The sequence below is a fragment of the Streptomyces sp. NPDC058274 genome (assembly GCF_042881375.1).
Lineage (GTDB): Bacteria > Actinomycetota > Actinomycetes > Streptomycetales > Streptomycetaceae > Streptomyces.
Window position 1 is genome coordinate 100,989 of sequence record NZ_JBHVXW010000018.1, and the last position, 17,597, is coordinate 118,585.

General features: G+C 68.7%; 21 protein-coding genes and 2 pseudogenes. 13 read left to right on the forward strand and 10 right to left on the reverse strand.

All coding sequences use genetic code 11. The features are described from left to right. Positions 1 to 105: 105 nt before the first annotated feature. Positions 106 to 675, reverse strand: coding sequence for a DinB family protein (locus tag ACFVYF_RS29035; RefSeq protein ID WP_389460050.1), 570 nt, complete (start codon positions 673 to 675; stop codon positions 106 to 108). A 156-nt stretch (positions 676 to 831) separates the two neighbouring features. Here ACFVYF_RS29035 and ACFVYF_RS29040 point away from each other — a divergent pair, with 156 nt between their 5' ends. The 3 genes from ACFVYF_RS29040 (at position 832) to ACFVYF_RS29050 (ending at position 2,720) form a co-directional block, all read left to right on the forward strand. Then, positions 832 to 1,338, forward strand: coding sequence for an NUDIX hydrolase (locus ACFVYF_RS29040; RefSeq protein ID WP_389460052.1), 507 nt, complete (start codon positions 832 to 834; stop codon positions 1,336 to 1,338). Between the two features lie 130 nt (positions 1,339 to 1,468). Next, positions 1,469 to 2,269 (forward strand): maleylpyruvate isomerase family mycothiol-dependent enzyme, encoded by an 801-nt coding sequence (locus ACFVYF_RS29045; protein WP_389460054.1) that lies wholly within the window; start codon positions 1,469 to 1,471, stop codon positions 2,267 to 2,269. A gap of 328 nt (positions 2,270 to 2,597) precedes the next feature. Further along, positions 2,598 to 2,720, forward strand: a complete 123-nt coding sequence (locus ACFVYF_RS29050) for a hypothetical protein (protein ID WP_389460056.1) — start codon at positions 2,598 to 2,600, stop codon at positions 2,718 to 2,720. Between the two features lie 93 nt (positions 2,721 to 2,813). On the opposite strand, the gene ACFVYF_RS29055 is transcribed toward ACFVYF_RS29050, so the two are convergent. Next, entirely contained in the window at positions 2,814 to 3,551 is a 738-nt protein-coding gene (locus ACFVYF_RS29055; RefSeq protein WP_389460057.1) for an SAM-dependent methyltransferase, read from the reverse strand. Between the two features lie 734 nt (positions 3,552 to 4,285). Beyond that, positions 4,286 to 4,867, reverse strand: a complete 582-nt coding sequence (locus tag ACFVYF_RS29060) for a TetR family transcriptional regulator (RefSeq protein ID WP_389460059.1) — start codon at positions 4,865 to 4,867, stop codon at positions 4,286 to 4,288. Positions 4,868 to 5,147: 280 nt separating this feature from the next. Here ACFVYF_RS29060 and ACFVYF_RS29065 point away from each other — a divergent pair, with 280 nt between their 5' ends. The 3 genes from ACFVYF_RS29065 (at position 5,148) to ACFVYF_RS29075 (ending at position 6,689) form a co-directional block, all read left to right on the forward strand. Beyond that, on the forward strand, positions 5,148 to 5,498 hold the full coding sequence (locus ACFVYF_RS29065) for an antibiotic biosynthesis monooxygenase family protein (RefSeq protein WP_389460061.1): 351 nt from the start codon (positions 5,148 to 5,150) through the stop codon (positions 5,496 to 5,498). A gap of 140 nt (positions 5,499 to 5,638) precedes the next feature. Further along, entirely contained in the window at positions 5,639 to 6,025 is a 387-nt protein-coding gene (locus tag ACFVYF_RS29070; protein ID WP_389460063.1) for a VOC family protein, read from the forward strand. Positions 6,026 to 6,260: 235 nt separating this feature from the next. Next, positions 6,261 to 6,689 (forward strand): DUF4267 domain-containing protein, encoded by a 429-nt coding sequence (locus ACFVYF_RS29075; RefSeq protein ID WP_389460064.1) that lies wholly within the window; start codon positions 6,261 to 6,263, stop codon positions 6,687 to 6,689. A 266-nt stretch (positions 6,690 to 6,955) separates the two neighbouring features. On the opposite strand, the gene ACFVYF_RS29080 is transcribed toward ACFVYF_RS29075, so the two are convergent. Together ACFVYF_RS29080 and ACFVYF_RS29085 are read right to left on the reverse strand one after the other, a co-directional pair. Further along, positions 6,956 to 7,492, reverse strand: coding sequence for a GNAT family N-acetyltransferase (locus ACFVYF_RS29080; RefSeq protein WP_389460066.1), 537 nt, complete (start codon positions 7,490 to 7,492; stop codon positions 6,956 to 6,958). Positions 7,493 to 8,362: 870 nt separating this feature from the next. Further along, a complete protein-coding gene (locus ACFVYF_RS29085; RefSeq protein WP_389460068.1) occupies positions 8,363 to 9,406 on the reverse strand; it encodes a saccharopine dehydrogenase family protein in 1,044 nt (347 codons plus the stop codon). A 127-nt stretch (positions 9,407 to 9,533) separates the two neighbouring features. Here ACFVYF_RS29085 and ACFVYF_RS29090 point away from each other — a divergent pair, with 127 nt between their 5' ends. The 4 genes from ACFVYF_RS29090 to ACFVYF_RS29105 all read left to right on the forward strand — a co-directional run bounded on the left by ACFVYF_RS29090 (position 9,534) and on the right by ACFVYF_RS29105 (position 11,445). After that, positions 9,534 to 10,469 (forward strand): helix-turn-helix domain-containing protein, encoded by a 936-nt coding sequence (locus tag ACFVYF_RS29090; protein WP_389460070.1) that lies wholly within the window; start codon positions 9,534 to 9,536, stop codon positions 10,467 to 10,469. Between the two features lie 47 nt (positions 10,470 to 10,516). Next, on the forward strand, positions 10,517 to 10,711 hold the full coding sequence (locus tag ACFVYF_RS29095) for a penicillin acylase family protein (RefSeq protein ID WP_389460072.1): 195 nt from the start codon (positions 10,517 to 10,519) through the stop codon (positions 10,709 to 10,711). A gap of 157 nt (positions 10,712 to 10,868) precedes the next feature. After that, complete coding sequence (locus ACFVYF_RS29100) at positions 10,869 to 11,309, forward strand: SAV_915 family protein (protein WP_389460074.1); 441 nt, start codon at positions 10,869 to 10,871, stop codon at positions 11,307 to 11,309. A gap of 13 nt (positions 11,310 to 11,322) precedes the next feature. Further along, entirely contained in the window at positions 11,323 to 11,445 is a 123-nt protein-coding gene (locus ACFVYF_RS29105; protein ID WP_389460075.1) for a hypothetical protein, read from the forward strand. 94 nt (positions 11,446 to 11,539) lie between these two features. Here ACFVYF_RS29105 and nadE read toward each other — a convergent pair whose 3' ends face one another. After that, entirely contained in the window at positions 11,540 to 12,370 is an 831-nt protein-coding gene (nadE, locus tag ACFVYF_RS29110) for an ammonia-dependent NAD(+) synthetase (protein ID WP_389460077.1), read from the reverse strand. A 267-nt stretch (positions 12,371 to 12,637) separates the two neighbouring features. Here nadE and ACFVYF_RS29115 point away from each other — a divergent pair, with 267 nt between their 5' ends. Continuing rightward, on the forward strand, positions 12,638 to 13,294 hold the full coding sequence (locus ACFVYF_RS29115) for a maleylpyruvate isomerase N-terminal domain-containing protein (RefSeq protein ID WP_389460079.1): 657 nt from the start codon (positions 12,638 to 12,640) through the stop codon (positions 13,292 to 13,294). 120 nt (positions 13,295 to 13,414) lie between these two features. Here ACFVYF_RS29115 and ACFVYF_RS29120 read toward each other — a convergent pair whose 3' ends face one another. From ACFVYF_RS29120 to ACFVYF_RS29130, 3 genes and pseudogenes are all read right to left on the reverse strand, one after another. Further along, entirely contained in the window at positions 13,415 to 13,615 is a 201-nt protein-coding gene (locus tag ACFVYF_RS29120; protein ID WP_389460081.1) for an antitoxin, read from the reverse strand. A gap of 333 nt (positions 13,616 to 13,948) precedes the next feature. Then, positions 13,949 to 14,431: a hypothetical protein gene (locus ACFVYF_RS29125; RefSeq protein WP_389460083.1), complete on the reverse strand. Its 483-nt coding sequence runs from the start codon at positions 14,429 to 14,431 to the stop codon at positions 13,949 to 13,951. A gap of 92 nt (positions 14,432 to 14,523) precedes the next feature. Beyond that, a pseudogene (locus ACFVYF_RS29130) lies at positions 14,524 to 14,733 on the reverse strand (potassium transporter TrkA); the annotation flags it as partial. Between the two features lie 220 nt (positions 14,734 to 14,953). Here ACFVYF_RS29130 and ACFVYF_RS29135 point away from each other — a divergent pair. Beyond that, a complete protein-coding gene (locus ACFVYF_RS29135) occupies positions 14,954 to 15,385 on the forward strand; it encodes a hypothetical protein (RefSeq protein WP_389460084.1) in 432 nt (143 codons plus the stop codon). A gap of 336 nt (positions 15,386 to 15,721) precedes the next feature. Here the strand turns inward: ACFVYF_RS29135 and ACFVYF_RS29140 are convergent. Further along, positions 15,722 to 16,538 (reverse strand): IS5 family transposase gene (locus tag ACFVYF_RS29140; protein ID WP_389460086.1). Its coding sequence is split into 2 segments (ribosomal slippage): positions 15,722 to 16,207 and positions 16,209 to 16,538, totalling 816 coding nucleotides; the frame shifts between segments, so codons are not numbered across the junction. A 296-nt stretch (positions 16,539 to 16,834) separates the two neighbouring features. Here ACFVYF_RS29140 and ACFVYF_RS29145 point away from each other — a divergent pair. Continuing rightward, a pseudogene (locus tag ACFVYF_RS29145) lies at positions 16,835 to 17,471 on the forward strand (site-specific integrase); the annotation flags it as partial. Positions 17,472 to 17,597: the final 126 nt, after the last annotated feature.

Genomic DNA, 17,597 nt, shown 5'->3' on the forward strand with positions numbered 1-17,597 from the left:
CGTGCGGCTGTCGCCTGGTGCCCGCTTCACACGCCCCGACGGCGGGTGCCTTGGGACCGGACCCTGCATGCGCCCGCCGACCGCAGACGTAACCGCCGGCTTCCGCTACTGGCCCACCCTCCCGTCGATGCACTCGCGCAACAGGTCGGCGTGCCCGCAGTGGCGGGCGTACTCCTCGATCCGGTGCACCATCAGCTCCCGAACCGCGATCCCGTCCTTCCCAAGTCGCACGCCCAGATCCGGGTGTTCGGCCAGCGCGGCGTCGGTCGCGGCCTGCTCCCGCTCCAGGTCGGAGTACGCGGCGTCGACCACGGCCTGCTCGGCGACAGCTCCATCGAAGTCCGCGCCCCTCTCGCCGTACACCTTCGGCGCCGGCTCGCCGTCGCTGATCCAGTTGCGCCAGTCCCGTTCCACCTCGACGAGGTGGCGAAGGAGACCGAGCAGCGACATCGTCGAGGGCGGAACCGACCGACGGGCCAGTTGCTCCGCATCCAGGCCCTCGCACTTCATCCGCAGAGTGAAGCGGTAGTTGGTGAGGTAGTCGAGCAGCGTCGCGAGCTCGCCGTCCGGACTCACACCTTCGCTCTCGCGAGGGTCGTCGTCCGGGTCGGCCCACATGTCGGGGTAGACGGTTGCCCGGGTCCATCGTTCGGGTTGGTCACTCATGCGGTTCATGTTCGTGCGTGAGGACTTGGGCCCGCCAGTGCGCCGCGATTGAAGGTCGCGTTTCCAGCGGATTCAGGTCCGGCCCGACCACGTCGGTGACGGTCTCGGCCACCTCCGGGCCGGCTGTCGTACCGAACGCTCCCGGCTCGCCGCTAGCCTGACGGGATGTCCGATCAAGAGAATTACAGCCGTCGGTCCGCCCGTGTGGTGCTGGTCGACGAGGCGGACCGAGTGCTGTTGCTCAAGTTCCACATCGACCCCGAGGACCCCGGGAGAGGCCACGGCTGGTGCACGCCGGGCGGGGGCGTGGAGGAGGGCGAGACGCTGGCCGAGGCGGCGGCCCGGGAACTGCGCGAGGAAACGGGTCTGTCGCTCGACGCAGATGCACTTGGCTCAAGCATCGCCCTGTCATCCGGGTACGCCGACCTCGGCTGGGCGGAGGGCGTGTTCCAGGACAACTTCTTCTACTGCCGGGTCACGGCCCATCAGGTCGACATCAGTGGGCAGGGAGCGGACGAGCTCAAATACCATGCGGGCCACCACTGGTGGACTCCGGCGGAGCTCGCTGCCACCAACGACACGGTCCATCCGTCAGGTCTGGGCGAGTTGGTTGCTGAGCTGGTGGTCGGGCGCATCCCCGCTCAACCGGTCCGGCTCCCCTGGCACCACTGACTGACCGTTTTCACAGTGCGGACACCGCGCAACGGCGTCATCCGAAGGTGCGTGGCCCCTGCCGCGCGTCCGCCGCGTCCACTACGAAATTCGGTGTCCGGTTGCCGGGGCACCGTGATAGACAACCGCAGTGCAAAAGACTCTTGAGTTCCCCGATCTGCTGCGGCTGATCGACGAACGATCGAGCGCCTTCCGGGCGGCGATCGCCTCCGTGCCCCACCTCGACACGCAGGTGCCGACCTGCCCCGAGTGGACGCTGTTCGATCTGGCGCAGCACCTGGGCGAGGGGCGCCGCTCCTGGGCCGCCACCATCGCCGCAGGTCCTGACGCCGTGGCCAAGTCCGCACCGGAAGGCGCCCCGGCTGCACCTCGGGAACGCGAGGCCCTGCTGGCCTGGTCGGCCGCATCGACACAGGAACTACTGGACGCTCTGCGAGAAGCCGGCCCGGATCGCGGTTGCTGGACCTGGTGGGGTACGTCGCAGTCGCCGCAGACCTGCGGTGCCGTCGCCCGGCACCAGCTCCAGGAGATCGCGGTCCACACCTACGATGCCCAGGCCACCGCGGGTGCCCCGCAGCCGCTGCCGGACGAGGCCGCAGTCGACGGTGTCGAGGAGTTTCTGTCCACCTGCTGCGCAACTACGAGCCCCTGGCCGCACAAGCCCACTGCCTTCGACTTCCACGCCACCGAGGGCCACTCCTGGCGCCTCACGGTCGACGGCACCGGCGCACGCTCCACCCGCCTCCCCACGCCGGGCCTGCTGCCCGCCACCGCTGCCGACGAGGGCCCGGACGCAGCGGGCGTCTCCGTCCACGGCACGGCCAGTGAGCTGGTCCTCTTCATCCACGGCCGTATCCCGGCGGGCTCCGTGCGAGTCGACGGAGACGCAGCTCTGATCGACCTGCTCCGCGCCTGGGAGCCCGAGGATTAGGCCGTAACGACGCGTCGGCTCGCCCTCCCCGAGGCCATGCCTCCGGCCAAGGGCTGCAGAAGGGGCCTCGGCGACCCCACACCGCGGCGGCTGGGGTCCACCTGATCGCGATCTCCGGCAAGGTTCCCCTCGACATCACCGCCCCACCGGAACAGCCGCAGGATGCCACTCGTGCTGCAGATGCTCACGTCCACTACGGTCTCCCACTCCTGGTCCGGGAGGAGTGGTTCATCCGCGCAGTGCTGGGTGGTCAGGCGTATCCAGCCGGTGTGCGTGCCCGCGAGCACCGTGAGGTGTTCCGGGCCTCCTGCGGCCAGGCTGTTTCCGCATGGATCCGCCCGACCGTGTCGGTGTCGTCGTACTCGCTGAGAAAGTCGTCGCCCTGGTCCGGGCCGGCGCCCGCTTCGAACGCGGCCACCTCCTCGAACGCCCCGAGGTGGTGGCCGCGTGAGGGCCGACGGCGAATCACGAGGCCGATGGGCCCCGGGACCGGGAGCGACTGCACGATCTGTCGGAGGGGCCGGGCGCCGGGATTTGTCCAGGGTCAGTCGGATGTTCGACGCAGGACCAGACTGACGAAGCCCCACGTGTCTCGGTAGACGCGCAACCATTCGGCGCGGCGGGTCGTGGCTGTCTCCAGTACCTGCGAGCTGTCCGGGTCGGCTGGGTGGTCCAGGGCCCATGTGGCCAACGAGCCCCAGCAGGCCCATTCGTAGTCGTCCAGTTCCTGGCGCGTGCTGACGTGGCCGTGGACGGGCGTCCAGCCATCGGCGGTGACACGGTCCAGGGTCGTCGCCAGGTCGGTGAAGTCCCCGAGCATGTCGACGGCCTCCTGGGAGGGTTCGCGGTCCCAGAACCCTTCACCGATCAGGACGCGTCCGCCGGGGGCCAGGTGCTTGCGGGCCGCAACGAGGGTGGGGAGCAGGCCGCCGAAGGCATGTGTGGCCCCGAAGCTGAGCACCAGGTCGAACGAGTGCGGGGAGGCGAAGTCGGCAGCCGACAGATGATGGAGGTCCAGGCGTTCTTCGACCCCGAGCTTGTTCGCAGCCGCACGGGCATCCCCCAAGGCGCCCTCGTCGATGTCGACGCCTTCGGCGTGCAGTTCCGGGTACGCAGACAGGGCGCGCAGGAGCCACTCACCGCCGCCGCAGCCGAAGTCGAGTATGCGCTCGTCACCGCGCGGGATGCCGCGATCCAGCAGTTGCCGCACCGAGTCGTCGTCAAGCGGGGACTTGATCGGGTGATTGGCATGGGCGAGCCTGGAGATCTGTTCACGATTCACCGGCGCAGCTTGACAGCGCCGGAGACCGCACGCACCTCGATTTCCTCTGCTGACTGGACGCCTGTCAGGCAATCGCCGATCCACAGGTATTGACAATTACTCCCGACGGCACCGAACGAAGGCGCAGAAGTGCTCGGAATTGAAGCGCGCTCAGAGGTCGACTGCACCCGGGTAGTGGCGACGGAGTTCGCTGATTACGCGCTCGTCGATGGCCCCTGACGTCCCACAACGAGCTGTCTGCTTCGGTCAGGACAGCCGCCGGCTTTGTCTTCGGCGAACCCATGTGCTTCGGCGTCGATCAGCTGAAGGAACGGGGTCGTGAGCGACAACAGCGTCAACGTGTCCATGCCGGCGCCGTAGACCGTCTCTGGATCTCAACACAGCGAGGATCGACGCTCTTGTCGAATTCGACGCGCCACATCAGGTCCCGGCCGAAGCTGCCGAGGCGGACCAGTAGTTCAGCCAGGTTCACATAGTGCTTTCCGTGCCAGGCCGGAAACGTGATTCCCTTCATCCCTGCCTCTGCTTCGGCCGTATCGCGTGACAAGCCCCCCGTCGTTCACCGCACCAGACACTTGGGCACGGCCCTGGAGGAGCGTGCCGTCGACTTCGGCGTTCCCTGGCGGCTCGGCGACAAGTCCCGCAAGCCGCAGAAGCAGGGCCGATCCTTTCGGTCTTCCCATTGAGGGCAACTCCGCCGTGACCGAGGCGCGGTGGATGCCTCGACGCGTTCTTCAGGGCGTGGGTGCGGTGAGATACCGCTGGAGCGTGGGTCCGAGCCAGTCCACGATCTCCTCACGGCCGAGCGCCACGCTCGCCGGGAACCGCAGCACGTAGCGCGTCAGCGCCAGCCCCAGCACGGTCGAGACGCACAGTGCCGCCCGCGCCTGCGCCTGCTCCGGCTCGTGGCCCAGCCGAAGGGCCAGCGGGATCATCTGCTCGCGCAGCACGCTCTGCATGCGATCGGCGGCGGCCGGGTCGGTGGCGCCGACCCGCATCAGCGCGGTGAGCTCCCCGTTCTCCTCCCACAGGGTGAGGAAGTGGCGCACCAGCGTACGACCGATGTCCTCGCGCGGTTCGAGGGACAGGCCCGGCAACCCGGGATCGATCGCGACGGCCGCCGCGAACAGGCCCGCCTTGTTGCCGTAGTACCGCATCACCATCGACGGGTCGATCTTCGCGTCACGCGCGATGGCCCGGATGGTCGCCTTCTCGTAGCCGTCCGCCGCGAACCGTTCGCGGGCCGCGGCGAGGATCGTGGCGCGGGTGGCGTCGGAACGCCGTGCGGTCTGCTGGTTCTCCGTGGTACCGGTCATGCCAACAAAGGTAGGCCAACATGTGTTGACAGTCCAGGTCTGCGGCTCTACGTTTACCAACGCGTTGACCAACAAGCGTTGACCAACAGACGTTGGCCAACGAGTGTTGGCGAGGTCGCAGTCGTTGGGGGCCCCCTGGTGTCACCCGCGATGCCCCTTGAGCGTCCGTCAGATCTCCTCGTGCCACAGGCAGCGAGCGTCGTGAGCGTCGCCGGACCCAGTACGGCGATAACCCGCCTCGGTGCCGTGGGACAACCGACAGCGAGAGGAAGTACCGAAGATGGCCAAGCTGCAGAGCCTCGACCCGAATACGCCGATGTTCGCCCAGTTCAAGGAGGAGACCGGGCCCATTGCCCTGGCCAACACCTTCGTCGTCCCGAAGGAGAGGACTGAAGCGTTCCTGACCCTCTTTCGGAGGCAGGCGGAGTTCATGAAGGCTCAGCCGGGGTTCGTCTCCCTGCAGATGCACAAGGGAACGGCGGACAGTCAGCTTCTGATGAACGTCGCGGTCTGGGAGTCGACCGAGGCGCTCGCCATGGCGTTCGGCAGCCCGGAGTTCCAACGCATGGCGGCCGAGTTCCCCGACGACATCGTGTCGTACCCGCACATCTTCGAGCAGATCGACATATGACACAGCAGCTGCGGCCTGGGGAGGGCAGCCGGAGAAGCCCTGCCCTCCCCCGGGCGGTCACGCATCCATTCACCGTGCCGGGCCGCCAAGACCACCGACCAACCCACCGCGCGTAGCGCCGTCCCTGACACGGAGTCACTATGACCGTGGAACTGAATCACACCATCGTCCCCGCCCGTGACCCGCAAGCCTCGGCACAGTTCCTGGCCGACATCCTCGGCCTGAGTGTCGATCCGCCGCTGGCGCACTTCACGCCGGTCACGCTGGCGAACCAGGTCAGCCTGGACTACGACCAGGCGGACGATTTCGAGCCGCACCACTACGCGTTCATGGTCAGCGAGCAGGAGTTCGACGCCGCCCTCGCCCGCATCCGGCACGGCGGAATCACCCACTACGGCGACCCCGCAGTCCAAGAAATCGGTCAGATCTATCACAGCAAGAGCGCCATGGGCCGCAGGGGCACCTACTTCCACGACCCCAACGGACATCTCATGGAAATCCTCACCCCGGGCAACACCGGATCGTGAGGCCGATGGCGGCCCAGCGGATCACGGCTTCGCGGGTGGTGGCGGGATCGCGGCAAAACCGGCGTCGGCGAAAGCGAACCGGCAGGCCGACGCGGTCAAAGATGCCCCGCGTAAGGCGATCTCGCCCGACCCACCCGCACAGGTCCGCGTCATCTGGCACGTCATCGACCGCCCCAGCTACGCCCGCCGCTGAACCCTGCCCCACCCCCAGTCCGAACATCGAAGGAGAAGCACCGTGTCGCTCAAGAACGTCAACACCGTCCTGGCCACCGCATGCGCCCTGTTCGCCCTCTACCTCGGGCTGTCCTTCATCCTGGCCCCGGAGACGTCCACTCAAGGCGTTGGCCTGCCCGACTGGCCCGCCGGCAACGGCGACGGCTACCTCATCATGAAGGGCACCCGCGAATTCGCGATGGGCCTGGTCATCGGCATCGTGCTGGTGACGGGCCACCGCCGCGCCCTGGGCTTGGTCCTGCTCATGGAGGCCGTCGCCCCGTTCGGCGACATGATCAACGTCTTGGCCCACCACGGCACCATCGCTGCCGCGTTGGGCATCCACGGCCTGACCTCGGCACTGATCGCGATGACTGGCCTGCTGATCCTCCGCGAGACCAGCAAGGCCCACAAGGCCGTCGCCCCAGCGCCCGCCGCGCAGCCCGCCTGACAGCTGCGTGCCCCGAAGGGGTGGCCCGGCCACATGGCTGGGCCACCCCTCATCTGTCAGCGAGCGCCGGGAAGGGCCAGGCGGGCGATCTTCTTCCGGTGACTTGGGCACACGGGCCGGCCCACAGCAGTACATGGAAAGCCGCTTCTCTCCAGCCCAACTGCACAACCTGCCACCCTGGCCGTGACCGTCGAGACAGACCCTGAACCCTCTACGACACCCCCGCCTGACGGAGCGCCACCCATCACGGGATATGGCACCGCTTCTCAACCAGGCTGCGTGACCGAGGACCACACGCCGAACCACTGTTCTGCGCCGTAGTCCTCAAACCGCTCCACCTCGATGAACCCCAGCTTCGTCGCGAGGCGCATCGAGCGGACGTTGGCGGTCTGGGTGGCGAGTAACACTGGTTCACCGGGAAGGGTGCCGGCGAACCAGCCGAGCGCCGCCGCGCACGCCTCGGCGGCGTACCCGTATCCCCACGCCTGCGGCAGGAACAGGTAGCCGAGCTCGGCCTCCCCGGCAGCCTGACGAATATGGCCCGTTGCTCTGGTGAGCGTGATCTGGCCGATCATCGCTCCGTCGAGATCGACTATGAAAAGGCCCGCGCGCCGGCTGGGCGCCCCGGGCATCGCGCGCTCGAGCTCGTCACGCGGCCGGGGGCCGCCGAGGTAGGTGCCCACCTCTGGCGAGGCCAGCAGCTCGATGACCGCCGCACGGTCCCGGGCCTCGGGCTCACGGAGCACGAGCCTCTCGGTCCTGATCGGGGCCGGTGGCCAGGCGACGGGTCCGAGCTCAGTCATGGCGGGCAAACTACCGCACCCCCTGGAGAGTGATCCGAAGGTGGAGCCCCTGGTTGTCACTTGCCATGACGTTGGCGGCTCCACGCGAAACGTGAGGCTGGGGGGCTGGGGGCATGTGCCGGCGACAGCGGGGCGGTCGCCAGGTAGGTGGCGCCGTTGTCGGTGACCGCGCGAAAGGACATACGGTGGCGGACCCGGACCGGTCCCCGTGGAACTGCCAGTCCTGCCACAGGTGCTCCCCTTTTCTGCGGCCCTGTCGAAGTGCTCGTGCGGGCGCATGGTGGTGGAGTCCGCCGAGACGGCCCAGTTCGGATCGTCGTCGGCGTCCGCCTGTGCCCCCAGCTCGATGAATTGAATCCACACCCGAGCCAACGCCAGGAGGGCACTGCCGCGACCGGTCCGCTGGTCAGGTCACCTGCCCTGTGCGGCGTCGCCGCACATCCCGGGCAAGGGTGCACAAGGCGCTGAGCAAGATCACAACTCCAGCCGCGATCCAGAGAGCTGATGCCCCAGAGCGGTACTCCCGAACGGCACCGACGAGCAGAATCATGCTGGCAAGGACTCCGAAGGCCGAGATCAGAGCACTGATGCGGTTAGTCACACGGACATCATCAACGACAACCTCGGCCGGCGGGAGTGGGTGGATACAGCGAAGACCCGCCGTTCTGACTCAGCGCCCCGGAGTGCCCCAGCCATCCGCTGATTACCGAGCGTGGCCACACCACACGACCGGTGCCAGAACCCGAGTTTGGGCAGCGCTTGTTCAGGACTTCGCGCCGCTCCCCTGCAGGTGAGGGAATCGACCGTGGACGCCCACGTCGCCGCGGCTCGCTGAGGGCACGCGGTCGACGGCCGGGCGGATGGCTCGGGTCAGGCGTTCTGCTTCTGCGAGTGCAACTCGAGTGTGATGTGCGCGTCGAGCGCGTGCAGGAAGTCGGCGGCGTCGAAGATCTCGCCGGCGGAGACGACGCCGACGGTCTTGGTGCGGCCGGTCAGGATGCGCTCGAGGGCCTCGGTGACAAGAGGCGCGGTGACGGCGTAGATGTCCTGGCCGCCGGCCGTGGCCCGGCGCTCGGTTCCGCCGGAGCGGACGACGACGTCGACGAGGAAGGTCTGGTTCGAACGTCCGCTCTCGTCCACGGCGGTCGGGGCCGACGTGTGAGGGGCAGCGACGTCTCGGGCCGCCTCGGCGCTCATGTAGGTGGTCACATCGGGGATGGAGAGGTGCTGGGGGACGGTGACGGAGTCCGCCATCGTGAACTCCCCGATCACCTTCCGGGGTCCCGTCGGTTCCGGGAAGGTCCACTCCACTGTGGGCGCGGCGTCGGTGCGGCGCTCCCACTGTCCGCCGCGGTAGCGCAGGCGGTGGTCGCCGCGTCGCTCGCGGGAGACCGCGCCTGAGAGCCGGGTGCCGGCAGTGGGGTGCCAGTTGCTGAGCGCGTAGGCGATGTGTGCCTCGTCGGCTTCGGTCCAGTCGCCCATCGCCGCGGTGGCCAGCAGGTCGCCGAGACCGCCGAAGAAGGCCATGGCCGGGACGATCACCGCTTGCGCGTCCCGGGCCCGCTCGCGGTAGTGGGCGAATGTGTCGAGGTTGGCCTCGAGCTCGGCGGCGACGTCCAGGTAGGGGATCTTCGCGCGGAGCGCGGCCTCGATGACGGGGCCGGTGGTTGATGCGAAGGGGCCGGCGCAGTTGATGACCGCCACCGTGCCCGCCAGCGCCCGGTCCAGCGAAGCCGAGTCCTCGACCGACGCCACTCGGGCCTCCAGCCCGGGTGCGTGGGCCATCTCCTCCAAGGTCTGTGCGTTGCGCCCGGACAGCACCGGGACGAACCCGCGCCCGACCAGCTCCGCGACCACGAACCGCCCGGTGTGACCGTAGGCGCCGAACACCGCCACCAGCTGACCTGACCCCATGAGACTCTCCCGTGTACTCGAACGCCCGCTGCGAGGTTGATCCGCTGCGGCCTGACATCCACATCCTGTCCCTCTGGCAGCGCCCCGCACGAGTGTCGGAAACGACATGCCGCGTACAGTTTCGGACATGCCTGCTGTTGCACTGGCCGTCACCGACGGCATGCTCCACTACGAACTGTCCGTGGCCGTCGAGGTCTTCGGAGCCGACCTGACCCACCTCGTGGATCCCTGGTACGGCTTCTCCCTGTGCGGGAGCGGGCCGGTGCACGTCGGCCGCTTCCGCCTGGACCCCGACCACGGACTCGACCACCTCGCGCACGCGGACACAGTGATCGTCCCCGGCTGGGCCGACACCGACCGCGACCCGCCCGCGGAGCTGGTCGAGGCGGTGCGTGCGGCCCACGCGGCCGGTGCCCGCGTGGCCTCGCTGTGCACGGGCGCCTTCATCCTGGGCGCGGCAGGACTGCTCGACGGGAGGCGCGCCACCACACACTGGGCCCACACGCGGGAACTGGCCCGGCGCCACCCGGCGGCCACAGTCGATCCGGACGTCCTCTACGTCGACAATGGCGACGTCCTCACCTCCGCGGGCAAAGCCGCCGCCATGGACCTGTGCCTGCACCTGGTCCGCCTCGACCACGGCTCGGCCAACGCCAACAAGATCGCCCGACGCCTGGTCATCCCACCCCACCGCGACGGCGGCCAGGCCCAGTTCATCGCCACTCCCCTCCCCGCCCCGGGCAACCACCCCTTGCGCGAGCTCTTCCCCTGGGCGCTGGAGCGGCTGGACCAGCCGCTGACCGTGGAGGACCTGGCCCGCCAGGCCCGCATGAGCTCACGTCACCTCGGCCGCCACTTCAAGCACCTCACCGGCACCACGCCACTGCAATGGCTCCACACCCAGCGCATTCGCCACGCCCAGGAACTGCTGGAGACCACCGACGCCACCGTGGACACCATCGCCTCGGCCACCGGCATGGGCACCGCCACCACCCTGCGCCGCCACTTCCACCGTAGTGTCGGCGTCCCACCCGACACCTACCGCCGCACCTTCCGGCCCTGAAGGAGCACCTGGCCCTGACGCTCAATCGAACAGTGCCAAGGCACCTCATGGCCGTCGAACTGACTCCCGGCGGCCCGCGCACCCACACGCTCCTCACCTACGGCCAGTCGGCGAACCCGGCCTCACCCCACTGCACGGACCAGACCCGCCTCTACTCCCGCAAACAGTGGGTCGTTGAGCGCTTCACGGAGGCGGAGATCGCGGCCGACCCGGCCCTGAGGGTGACGGTTCTGCGCGGCTGACACCGCATCCCGTCAGCGTCGCGTCACCGGTGAGGGCCTTCGCGTCAAGCTTCCGTCAGTGAGCGGTCAGGCAACCCGGCCGACGGGCATAGCCTCAATGCGTTGCCCGGCCGGTCCGGCCGGGCAACGCACGCCGCCTTCTGCGAGGAGCAGCAGCATGTCTGCGATCGACCACTCCGAGGATCCCGAGCCTTCCGAACGCTTCCCGGCCGGACTTTACGTCCCCGTCCGGTCGGGACCCGCGGGCTGTGCGGCCCGGTTCTTCCGCACACCCCTGGGCGGCCGTACGGCCGTCGGATTCACCTCGGCGGCGAAGCTCACCGCCGCCCTGGGCGCGAACCAGGCGAGTATCAGGCTCTCCGAACCCGCGCTGCGCGCGCTCGCCGCACTCCTGGGCGTCACCGCCCTCACCGTCGACCCGGAGCTCTCCGCTCCCCTGGCGGCGTCCGTGGCCCCCGCCCCTTCGCTCTCCTCCGCGCTCGCCGCGGAAGGCGAACGCGAGCGTTCGTGGCAGGGGACGCGTCCCGAGCGCATCGGCGCCGGGCGAGTGACCGGCGCCGCTGCCGTCACCGCGCGTTCGCACCTGCTGATCGGCTGAGGAGACGCCCGCCATGGCCTCCGGCTACAACCTGGTCGGCCGGCCCCCGGTGGCCGCGGTGACCGACGGGGTCGCTCGGGTCGTCGTACGCCGGGAATCGCTGGAAGACATCAGCTGCCGGGACATCGGCCTGTAGCGCCGGATTTCGTCCCTGTCCTGGGCGGACCGGCTGGGCCTGCGTGACTTCACGGGCCCAGCCGGTACGGCAGAAGATCTCCCGAGGAGGAGACTCAGGGCGCGACGGGCAACTGGCGCTTGTGCTCGGTGAGGCGATAGCGGCGGGCGATCGACTCGTAGGCCTGCTCGCCCACGGGCTTGCCCTCCAGGAAGTCGTCGATGTCGTCGTACGTCACTCCGAGGGCGTCCTCGTCGGGCTTGCCCGGATCCAGCGTCTCCAGGTCCGCGGTCGGCGTCTTCCAGACCAGTTCCGCGGGGGCGCCCAGCGTCTGTGCCAGGGCCCGCACCCGGCGCTTCGTGAGCCCGGTCAGCGGTACGACATCGGCCGCGCCGTCTCCGTACTTCGTGAAGAACCCCGAGACCGCCTCGGCCGCGTGGTCGGTGCCCACGACCAGACCGTGGTGCGCGCCGGCGACCGCGTACTGGGCGATCATCCGCTGCCGGGCCTTGATGTTGCCCTGCACGAAGTCCTGGTGGTGCGCGTCCCGGAAGGTCACCCCGCCGGCCAGCAGCGCGTCCAGCGCGGCGTCGCTGGCGGACTTCACGTCCACGGTCAGGACCTGATCGGCGTTGATGAACCCCAAGGCGAGCTGGGCGTCCTTCTCGTCCGCCTGGACCCCGTACGGCAGGCGCATGGCGTAGAAGGTCGCGTCATGTCCGGCGGCACGGGCCCGCTCCACCGCGAGTTGGCACAGCCGTCCGGTGGTCGTCGAGTCCACGCCACCGCTGATGCCGAGCACCAGCGACCGCAGCCCCACGGAGGTCAGCTGCCCGGCGAGGAAGGCCACCCGGCGCTCGATCTCCAGCTCCGGGTCGAAACTCGCGGACACCTGGAGATCCCGGGCTATCTCCTGCTGCAGGGTGTCGGACGCCGGGTCGGTCACGGCTGCTCCTTCTGGTCGGTCGGGGTGACAACAGCGGAGGGCAGTGGGCCTCCGCTTTCCCCGACTCTATGTGGCACGACGATCAGCCCGACGTCGGCCTCCGACCCTGGATCACTGTCTGTTTCACCGTCGCCTGCGCCCCTACCGAACCCGAACCTGTACCTGTACCCGAACCGAGCCCGAGTTCCCCTGAACGAGAGCGAGTTGTACAGGGACCGGCGGGAGAAATCGTTCGCAGCGAAGGCCCCACGCTGTTAGCTTGCGGCAGTGGATCTCTTCTCACGCTCGTGGACAGCCTTGCGCACAGCGGTCGCCGAACTCCCGGACGAGGACTTCACGCGGCCGTCCGGCTGCTCCGGCTGGCTGGTGCAGGACCTGGTGTGCCACCTGATCATCGACGCTCAGGACGTCCTGATCACCCTCGTCACCCCCGCCGACACGGAACCGACCGTCGACGCGGTCACGTACTGGAACGTCGACGACCGGCCGCCGACCGGCGAGGACCCGCTCGACGCGCTGATCGTGCGGCTGGCGAGCGCGTACGAGGACCCGGGGCTGCTCAGGTTCCACCTCGACGACGTCGGTTCCGCGGCCGGTCGCGCCGCCGAGCTCGCGGATCCTGCGCTCAGGGTCGGCACCCAGGACGAGGTGCTCACCGTGGAGGACTACCTCACCGCGTACGTCCTGGAATGGACGCTGCACCACCTCGACCTCATCGCCCACCTCGCGGACGCAGCGGAACCGCCGGCCGACGGGCTGGCCAAGTCCCGCGAGCTCCTGGAGAAGATCGCCGGTGCGGCGTTCCCCCTGTCGTTCTCCGACCGGGACGCTCTGCTGATCGGCACCGGACGGCGTGCACCGGACGCGGCTGAACAAGCCGAACTGGGTGAGCTGGCCGCGAAACTGCCGCTCGTCCTCGGCTGATCGCCGCGTCGGGTACGACGGGTACGTCACGTTCTGCACATGAGGTGAAGCGCGCCGGTCGGCGGGCCCGGCACCTGCCGAGCCCGCCGACCCTCTGCACGGCGGCGCTGGGCCGCTCGTTCAGCTCTGCGGCGGGTTCTGGTCGCCACGAGTGGGCGGCTCGCCGATCTGCTGGTTGAGCTTCTCCTGCGCCGTGTCGACCTGGCTTTGGTACTTGTTCCCCGTCCGCCCGTCGAAGGCGTCTCCCGCCTTTTCCACTCCTTGGCGGGCCTGGTCGGGGTGCCCCTTGAGCATTCCCTTGAGCTTGTCGAGCATGGACATGAGGGCTCCTGTCTACGGAAGACGTCTCTTCCCACTTTCACCGCATCACCCTCCATCCGCACCTGGAGCGCCCTCGGGTTGCGATCTTGCTTGATGAGGCGCGCTAGGGGGAGCTGCGAGGGGAAAACCACCGCATGATCGCCACCTTCAAAGCGCTACGCGACCGGATCGGGATCAACGCCGCACAGCTTCGCCAGGACGGCTCCTCGACGAAGCCCGCGAGACCGCGGACCCGGTCCGGCTGATGCGACCGTTCGGGATCACCTCTCACACCGCGATCCACTACGTCCACGCCGCCCACCCCGAGCGCTTCACCATCGACCCCAACCAGCCCTAGCCGGTGCTGGACGAGATCCAGTCCTCGTTGCTTCGGTGGCGGTACAGTCCCACGGCGTCGAACTCGTCCTCGCCCAGGCTCTTTCGTGCGCCAAGCCGCCGCAAGGCCTGTGAGATCGGGCTGACTGCCCGCCAGAACCGCTTCTTTTCGGGCTTGTCCAGTGGTCCCAGTGCCAGCGATCCGTCGGCCCAGACGGCGGTGCGTTGCTCGCCGACTCCGCCGAAATACTCGGCTTCCACATAGGCGATCGGTCCTGCTGAGGACCACCGGGCGAGCACCGTCTCGAAGCCTCCCGGCAGCTTCCAGAACCCCAGGTCTCCCACGTCGCTGCCGTCTGTGACGGCGTCGAAGACCTCATCTGTGATCGGCATCAGCGACAGGCCCTGTTGAAGAGGCACCACTCGGGCTCCAGGAACCTCCCGCGACGCGACACGCAGCAACTCCTCTGCCGCGATCACTGCCTCCAATTCGTAACCCATCCCGCGGCCTCCCCAACCGATTGGAGCCCCATCTTGCCCGACACGTCGCGCACGAACCCACGTGCCTCCCCGCCCCAGAACCCACACTCCGTCGGCATCATCGCGTCGATGATGCCGACGACGCACCGGCGGACAGCCGCACCGCGAGGGCGCAGGCGTCCTGTCGTCCGATCGTTCGGTCGTCCGGTCGGGACGCGCTCAGCGTCCGCGAACCGTCGCGATGGGACGACCAACAGGCGGCACTGCTCCCGCATGGTCAGGTTGTATCGGACACCGATCCCGGGCAGCGGCGTACTGCTCAGGCGTGGAGTGCCCACGGCTGCTCCCCTGTCTGATTTGGATATGTTCCTCGAACAGCTGTTGGTGACACGCTGACGAGCGCCCGAGATCGGCCCACGGCGCTGCTGCGAGGACCGAGCAAGGCGATCCCGATCCCCTTGTCAGGCATCGCGCCACGACCGCCGCAACGCCTCACGCTCCTCTTCGCCGGGCACCCCGCAGGACCGAAAGGAAACCGTCAGCGTGATCGAGTGGGTGACTGTCAGTTTCGGGGCCAGGCCCGTCCCCCGGCCCGTCGCTACGCCGCTGGTGTGGGGCGCGGCCTTCGGCGGCGCCCTGTCGCTCGTGACACTCCTCAACGCCCTCGCGGGCCCCGGCCAGCCCGGCCTCGCCCTGACCGCACTGTCACTGCTGGCCGCTCTGTCGGGACTGTGCGCACGCTTCACGGCGGCCCCCGGCACAGCCGTACTGTGCTGGCTGATCCTCAACGGCTTCGCCATCCCGCCCGCCGGCACCCTCACTTGGGCCGGCCACCGCGACGCCTTCTGGCTCGCCTGTCTGTGTACCGCGGCACTCATCGGGACAGCGATGGCGCGGTGCGTCCAAGCCCGCGCCGCCTATCGCCGTATCAGCACCACGACGTCGGAACCGGCGGATGGGCCGGGCGACTTCTGACCCACGGTCCCTGACCCACGGTCCCTGACCCACGGTCCCTGACCCACGGGTCCGACCGCCGGGCTACCGGACTGCCTTACGGGCTGCGGGCTGCGGGCTGCGGCAACCCCCACCATCACTTCAACGAGCGTCGAGTTCATGGCGCGGCTCTGTGGAAGCCGCGACGACGGATCACGTCCAGGGACAGGCGAAGACCGAGTTCACCGACCTGCGAACGCAAAACCAGCCACACCTGCTCCCGTCTGCCCGCTACCGACCGCCGGAGCTGCCTGTTCCCTTGGCAGCTGCCGGTCTCTCGACGCAGGCACGCGAAGCCCGTCGGGTGACTTAGAGGTCCTAACAAAGGCGTTGGACGTGTCGGTGGGTGATGAGGCAGGTGGCGAGGCCGAGGAAGGCTTCATGGATGTCGCCGCGTCTCTCCCAGCGGATGCGCAGGCGGCGGAAGCCGTGGAGCCAGGAGATTGTTCGCTCCACGACCCATCGGAAGCTGCCCAGGCCGGAGCCGTGTGGCAGGCCGCGTTCGGCGATCGCGGGCCGGATGCCGCGTTTCCACAGCAGTCGCCGGTACTTGTCATGGTCGTAGCCGCGGTCGGCGAACAGCACGTCCGGCCGTCTGCGTGGCCGCCCGACCACGCCGGCCACGGATGGGACCTTGTCCAGCAACGGGATCAGGTGGGTGACATCGTTACGGTTCCCGCCGGTCAGCGACACCGCGAGCGGGATGCCCTGACCATCGACAAGGACGTGGTGCGTGCTGCCCGGCCGTGCTCGGTCGACCGGGCTGGGACCGCTTTTGGGCCCTGCGGGCCGCCCGCACGTGGGAGGAGTCCATCACCGCCCGCGACCAGTCCAGCTGCTTCGCCGACCGCAGCTTCTTCAGCAGCATCAGGTGCAGCTTCTCCCACACGCCGGCCTCGTTCCAGGCGGCCAGGCGCCGCCAGCAGGTCATACGCGACCCAAAGCCCAGCTCCTGCGGCAGGTACTCCCACTGGATCCCGGTGTGCAGCACGAACAGGATCCCGCACAACGCATGCCGGTCCGGCACCCGCGGCCGGCCCGCCACCAGCTTCGGACCTGGTTCCGGCAACAACGGCTCGATGAGCGACCACAGTTCGCCCGACACGGTCCACGGCCGCGACTGACGCTTCCCCACGACCCGACCAACGAGCAGACAAGCCGACGGACACTTGATCAACAACTTATGTCAGGACCTCTTACCGGAGCTACACCGGGGGATCACAGGTTTCGCAGGAATCGCCGGAATCGGAGAGGCAAGCCGCGTTCAAGCAGTTCGCCGACGGCATTCAGCGCTGGGAGTTCAGCCGCGGTCCCTACACTTTGGACAGCGTTGAAATGTTTCCGTGGCGGCCACCCGGCCGCGCACACTGGCGCCAGCCTGCGGCGCGCGGTGCGGGGCGCGCGGGCGCACGGGCGCACCTGCGTTCTCGTCGGCAGCTCCTTGAGGCGGCCCGAAAGGACCGGCTGCATGCCCTGTACGAACTCGCCCTGCGCACCGGGCTCCGCAAAGGCGAACTCCTCGGCCTTCGCTGGGAAGACCTCGACCTCGACGGCGGAACGACGAGCGTCCGTTACTCACTCCAGCGCACCCGGACGGCTGGCCTGACTAGCCTGCCCACCAAAACCCGGGCATCCGAGCGTCGCATCGCCCTACCGCGCGAGTGCGTCCACCCGTTGAAGAGCCACAAGGAACGTCAGGAAGAAGAACGCAAAGCGGCCGGGGCAAGCTGGAAGGACAGCGGCCTCGTCTTCACCACCCCAAGGGGCGGTCCTCTCGACCCAGCCAACATGACCCGCCGCTTCGCGGCATTCCCCAGCCGCGCAGGGCTGCGCCGCATTCGCTTCCACGACCTACGGCACTCGACCGCGACCCTGCTGCTGGAGCAGGGCGTCGGCCTCGTCGTGATCAAGGAACTTCTTGGCCACGCCCACATCGGCGTCACCGCCGGCGTCTCCCGCCCACGTCCGGCTCCGCCTCCAACGCCAAGCCATCGACACCCTCAACGACGTACTCGGCACAGGCAACGACGACCGAGAAAACCCACCCTCCGTGGCAACCGTTCGCTGACGTTGCCGTCAAACGACCGGGAGCCGCCACCAAGCACGCGCCTGGTGGGGGCTCCCATTTTGTACGCCGACCCGAATTCAGGTAGTCGTAGTGACCGGTACTTGATGCTGCTGCCGAGAGGCCGCA

Excerpts from the sequence above, each read along its gene's own strand:
- ACFVYF_RS29035 (WP_389460050.1), bottom strand. The coding sequence starts at position 675 with ATGAACCGCATGAGTGACCAACCCGAACGATGGACCCGGGCAACCGTC.
- ACFVYF_RS29040 (WP_389460052.1), top strand. The coding sequence starts at position 832 with ATGTCCGATCAAGAGAATTACAGCCGTCGGTCCGCCCGTGTGGTGCTG.
- ACFVYF_RS29050 (WP_389460056.1), top strand. The coding sequence starts at position 2,598 with ATGGATCCGCCCGACCGTGTCGGTGTCGTCGTACTCGCTGAGAAAGTC.
- ACFVYF_RS29060 (WP_389460059.1), bottom strand. The coding sequence starts at position 4,867 with ATGACCGGTACCACGGAGAACCAGCAGACCGCACGGCGTTCCGACGCC.
- ACFVYF_RS29065 (WP_389460061.1), top strand. The coding sequence starts at position 5,148 with ATGGCCAAGCTGCAGAGCCTCGACCCGAATACGCCGATGTTCGCCCAG.
- ACFVYF_RS29070 (WP_389460063.1), top strand. The coding sequence starts at position 5,639 with ATGACCGTGGAACTGAATCACACCATCGTCCCCGCCCGTGACCCGCAA.
- ACFVYF_RS29080 (WP_389460066.1), bottom strand. The coding sequence starts at position 7,492 with ATGACTGAGCTCGGACCCGTCGCCTGGCCACCGGCCCCGATCAGGACC.
- ACFVYF_RS29085 (WP_389460068.1), bottom strand. The coding sequence starts at position 9,406 with ATGGGGTCAGGTCAGCTGGTGGCGGTGTTCGGCGCCTACGGTCACACC.
- ACFVYF_RS29090 (WP_389460070.1), top strand. The coding sequence starts at position 9,534 with ATGCCTGCTGTTGCACTGGCCGTCACCGACGGCATGCTCCACTACGAA.
- ACFVYF_RS29095 (WP_389460072.1), top strand. The coding sequence starts at position 10,517 with ATGGCCGTCGAACTGACTCCCGGCGGCCCGCGCACCCACACGCTCCTC.
- ACFVYF_RS29100 (WP_389460074.1), top strand. The coding sequence starts at position 10,869 with ATGTCTGCGATCGACCACTCCGAGGATCCCGAGCCTTCCGAACGCTTC.
- ACFVYF_RS29105 (WP_389460075.1), top strand. The coding sequence starts at position 11,323 with ATGGCCTCCGGCTACAACCTGGTCGGCCGGCCCCCGGTGGCCGCGGTG.
- ACFVYF_RS29120 (WP_389460081.1), bottom strand. The coding sequence starts at position 13,615 with ATGTCCATGCTCGACAAGCTCAAGGGAATGCTCAAGGGGCACCCCGAC.
- ACFVYF_RS29125 (WP_389460083.1), bottom strand. The coding sequence starts at position 14,431 with ATGGGTTACGAATTGGAGGCAGTGATCGCGGCAGAGGAGTTGCTGCGT.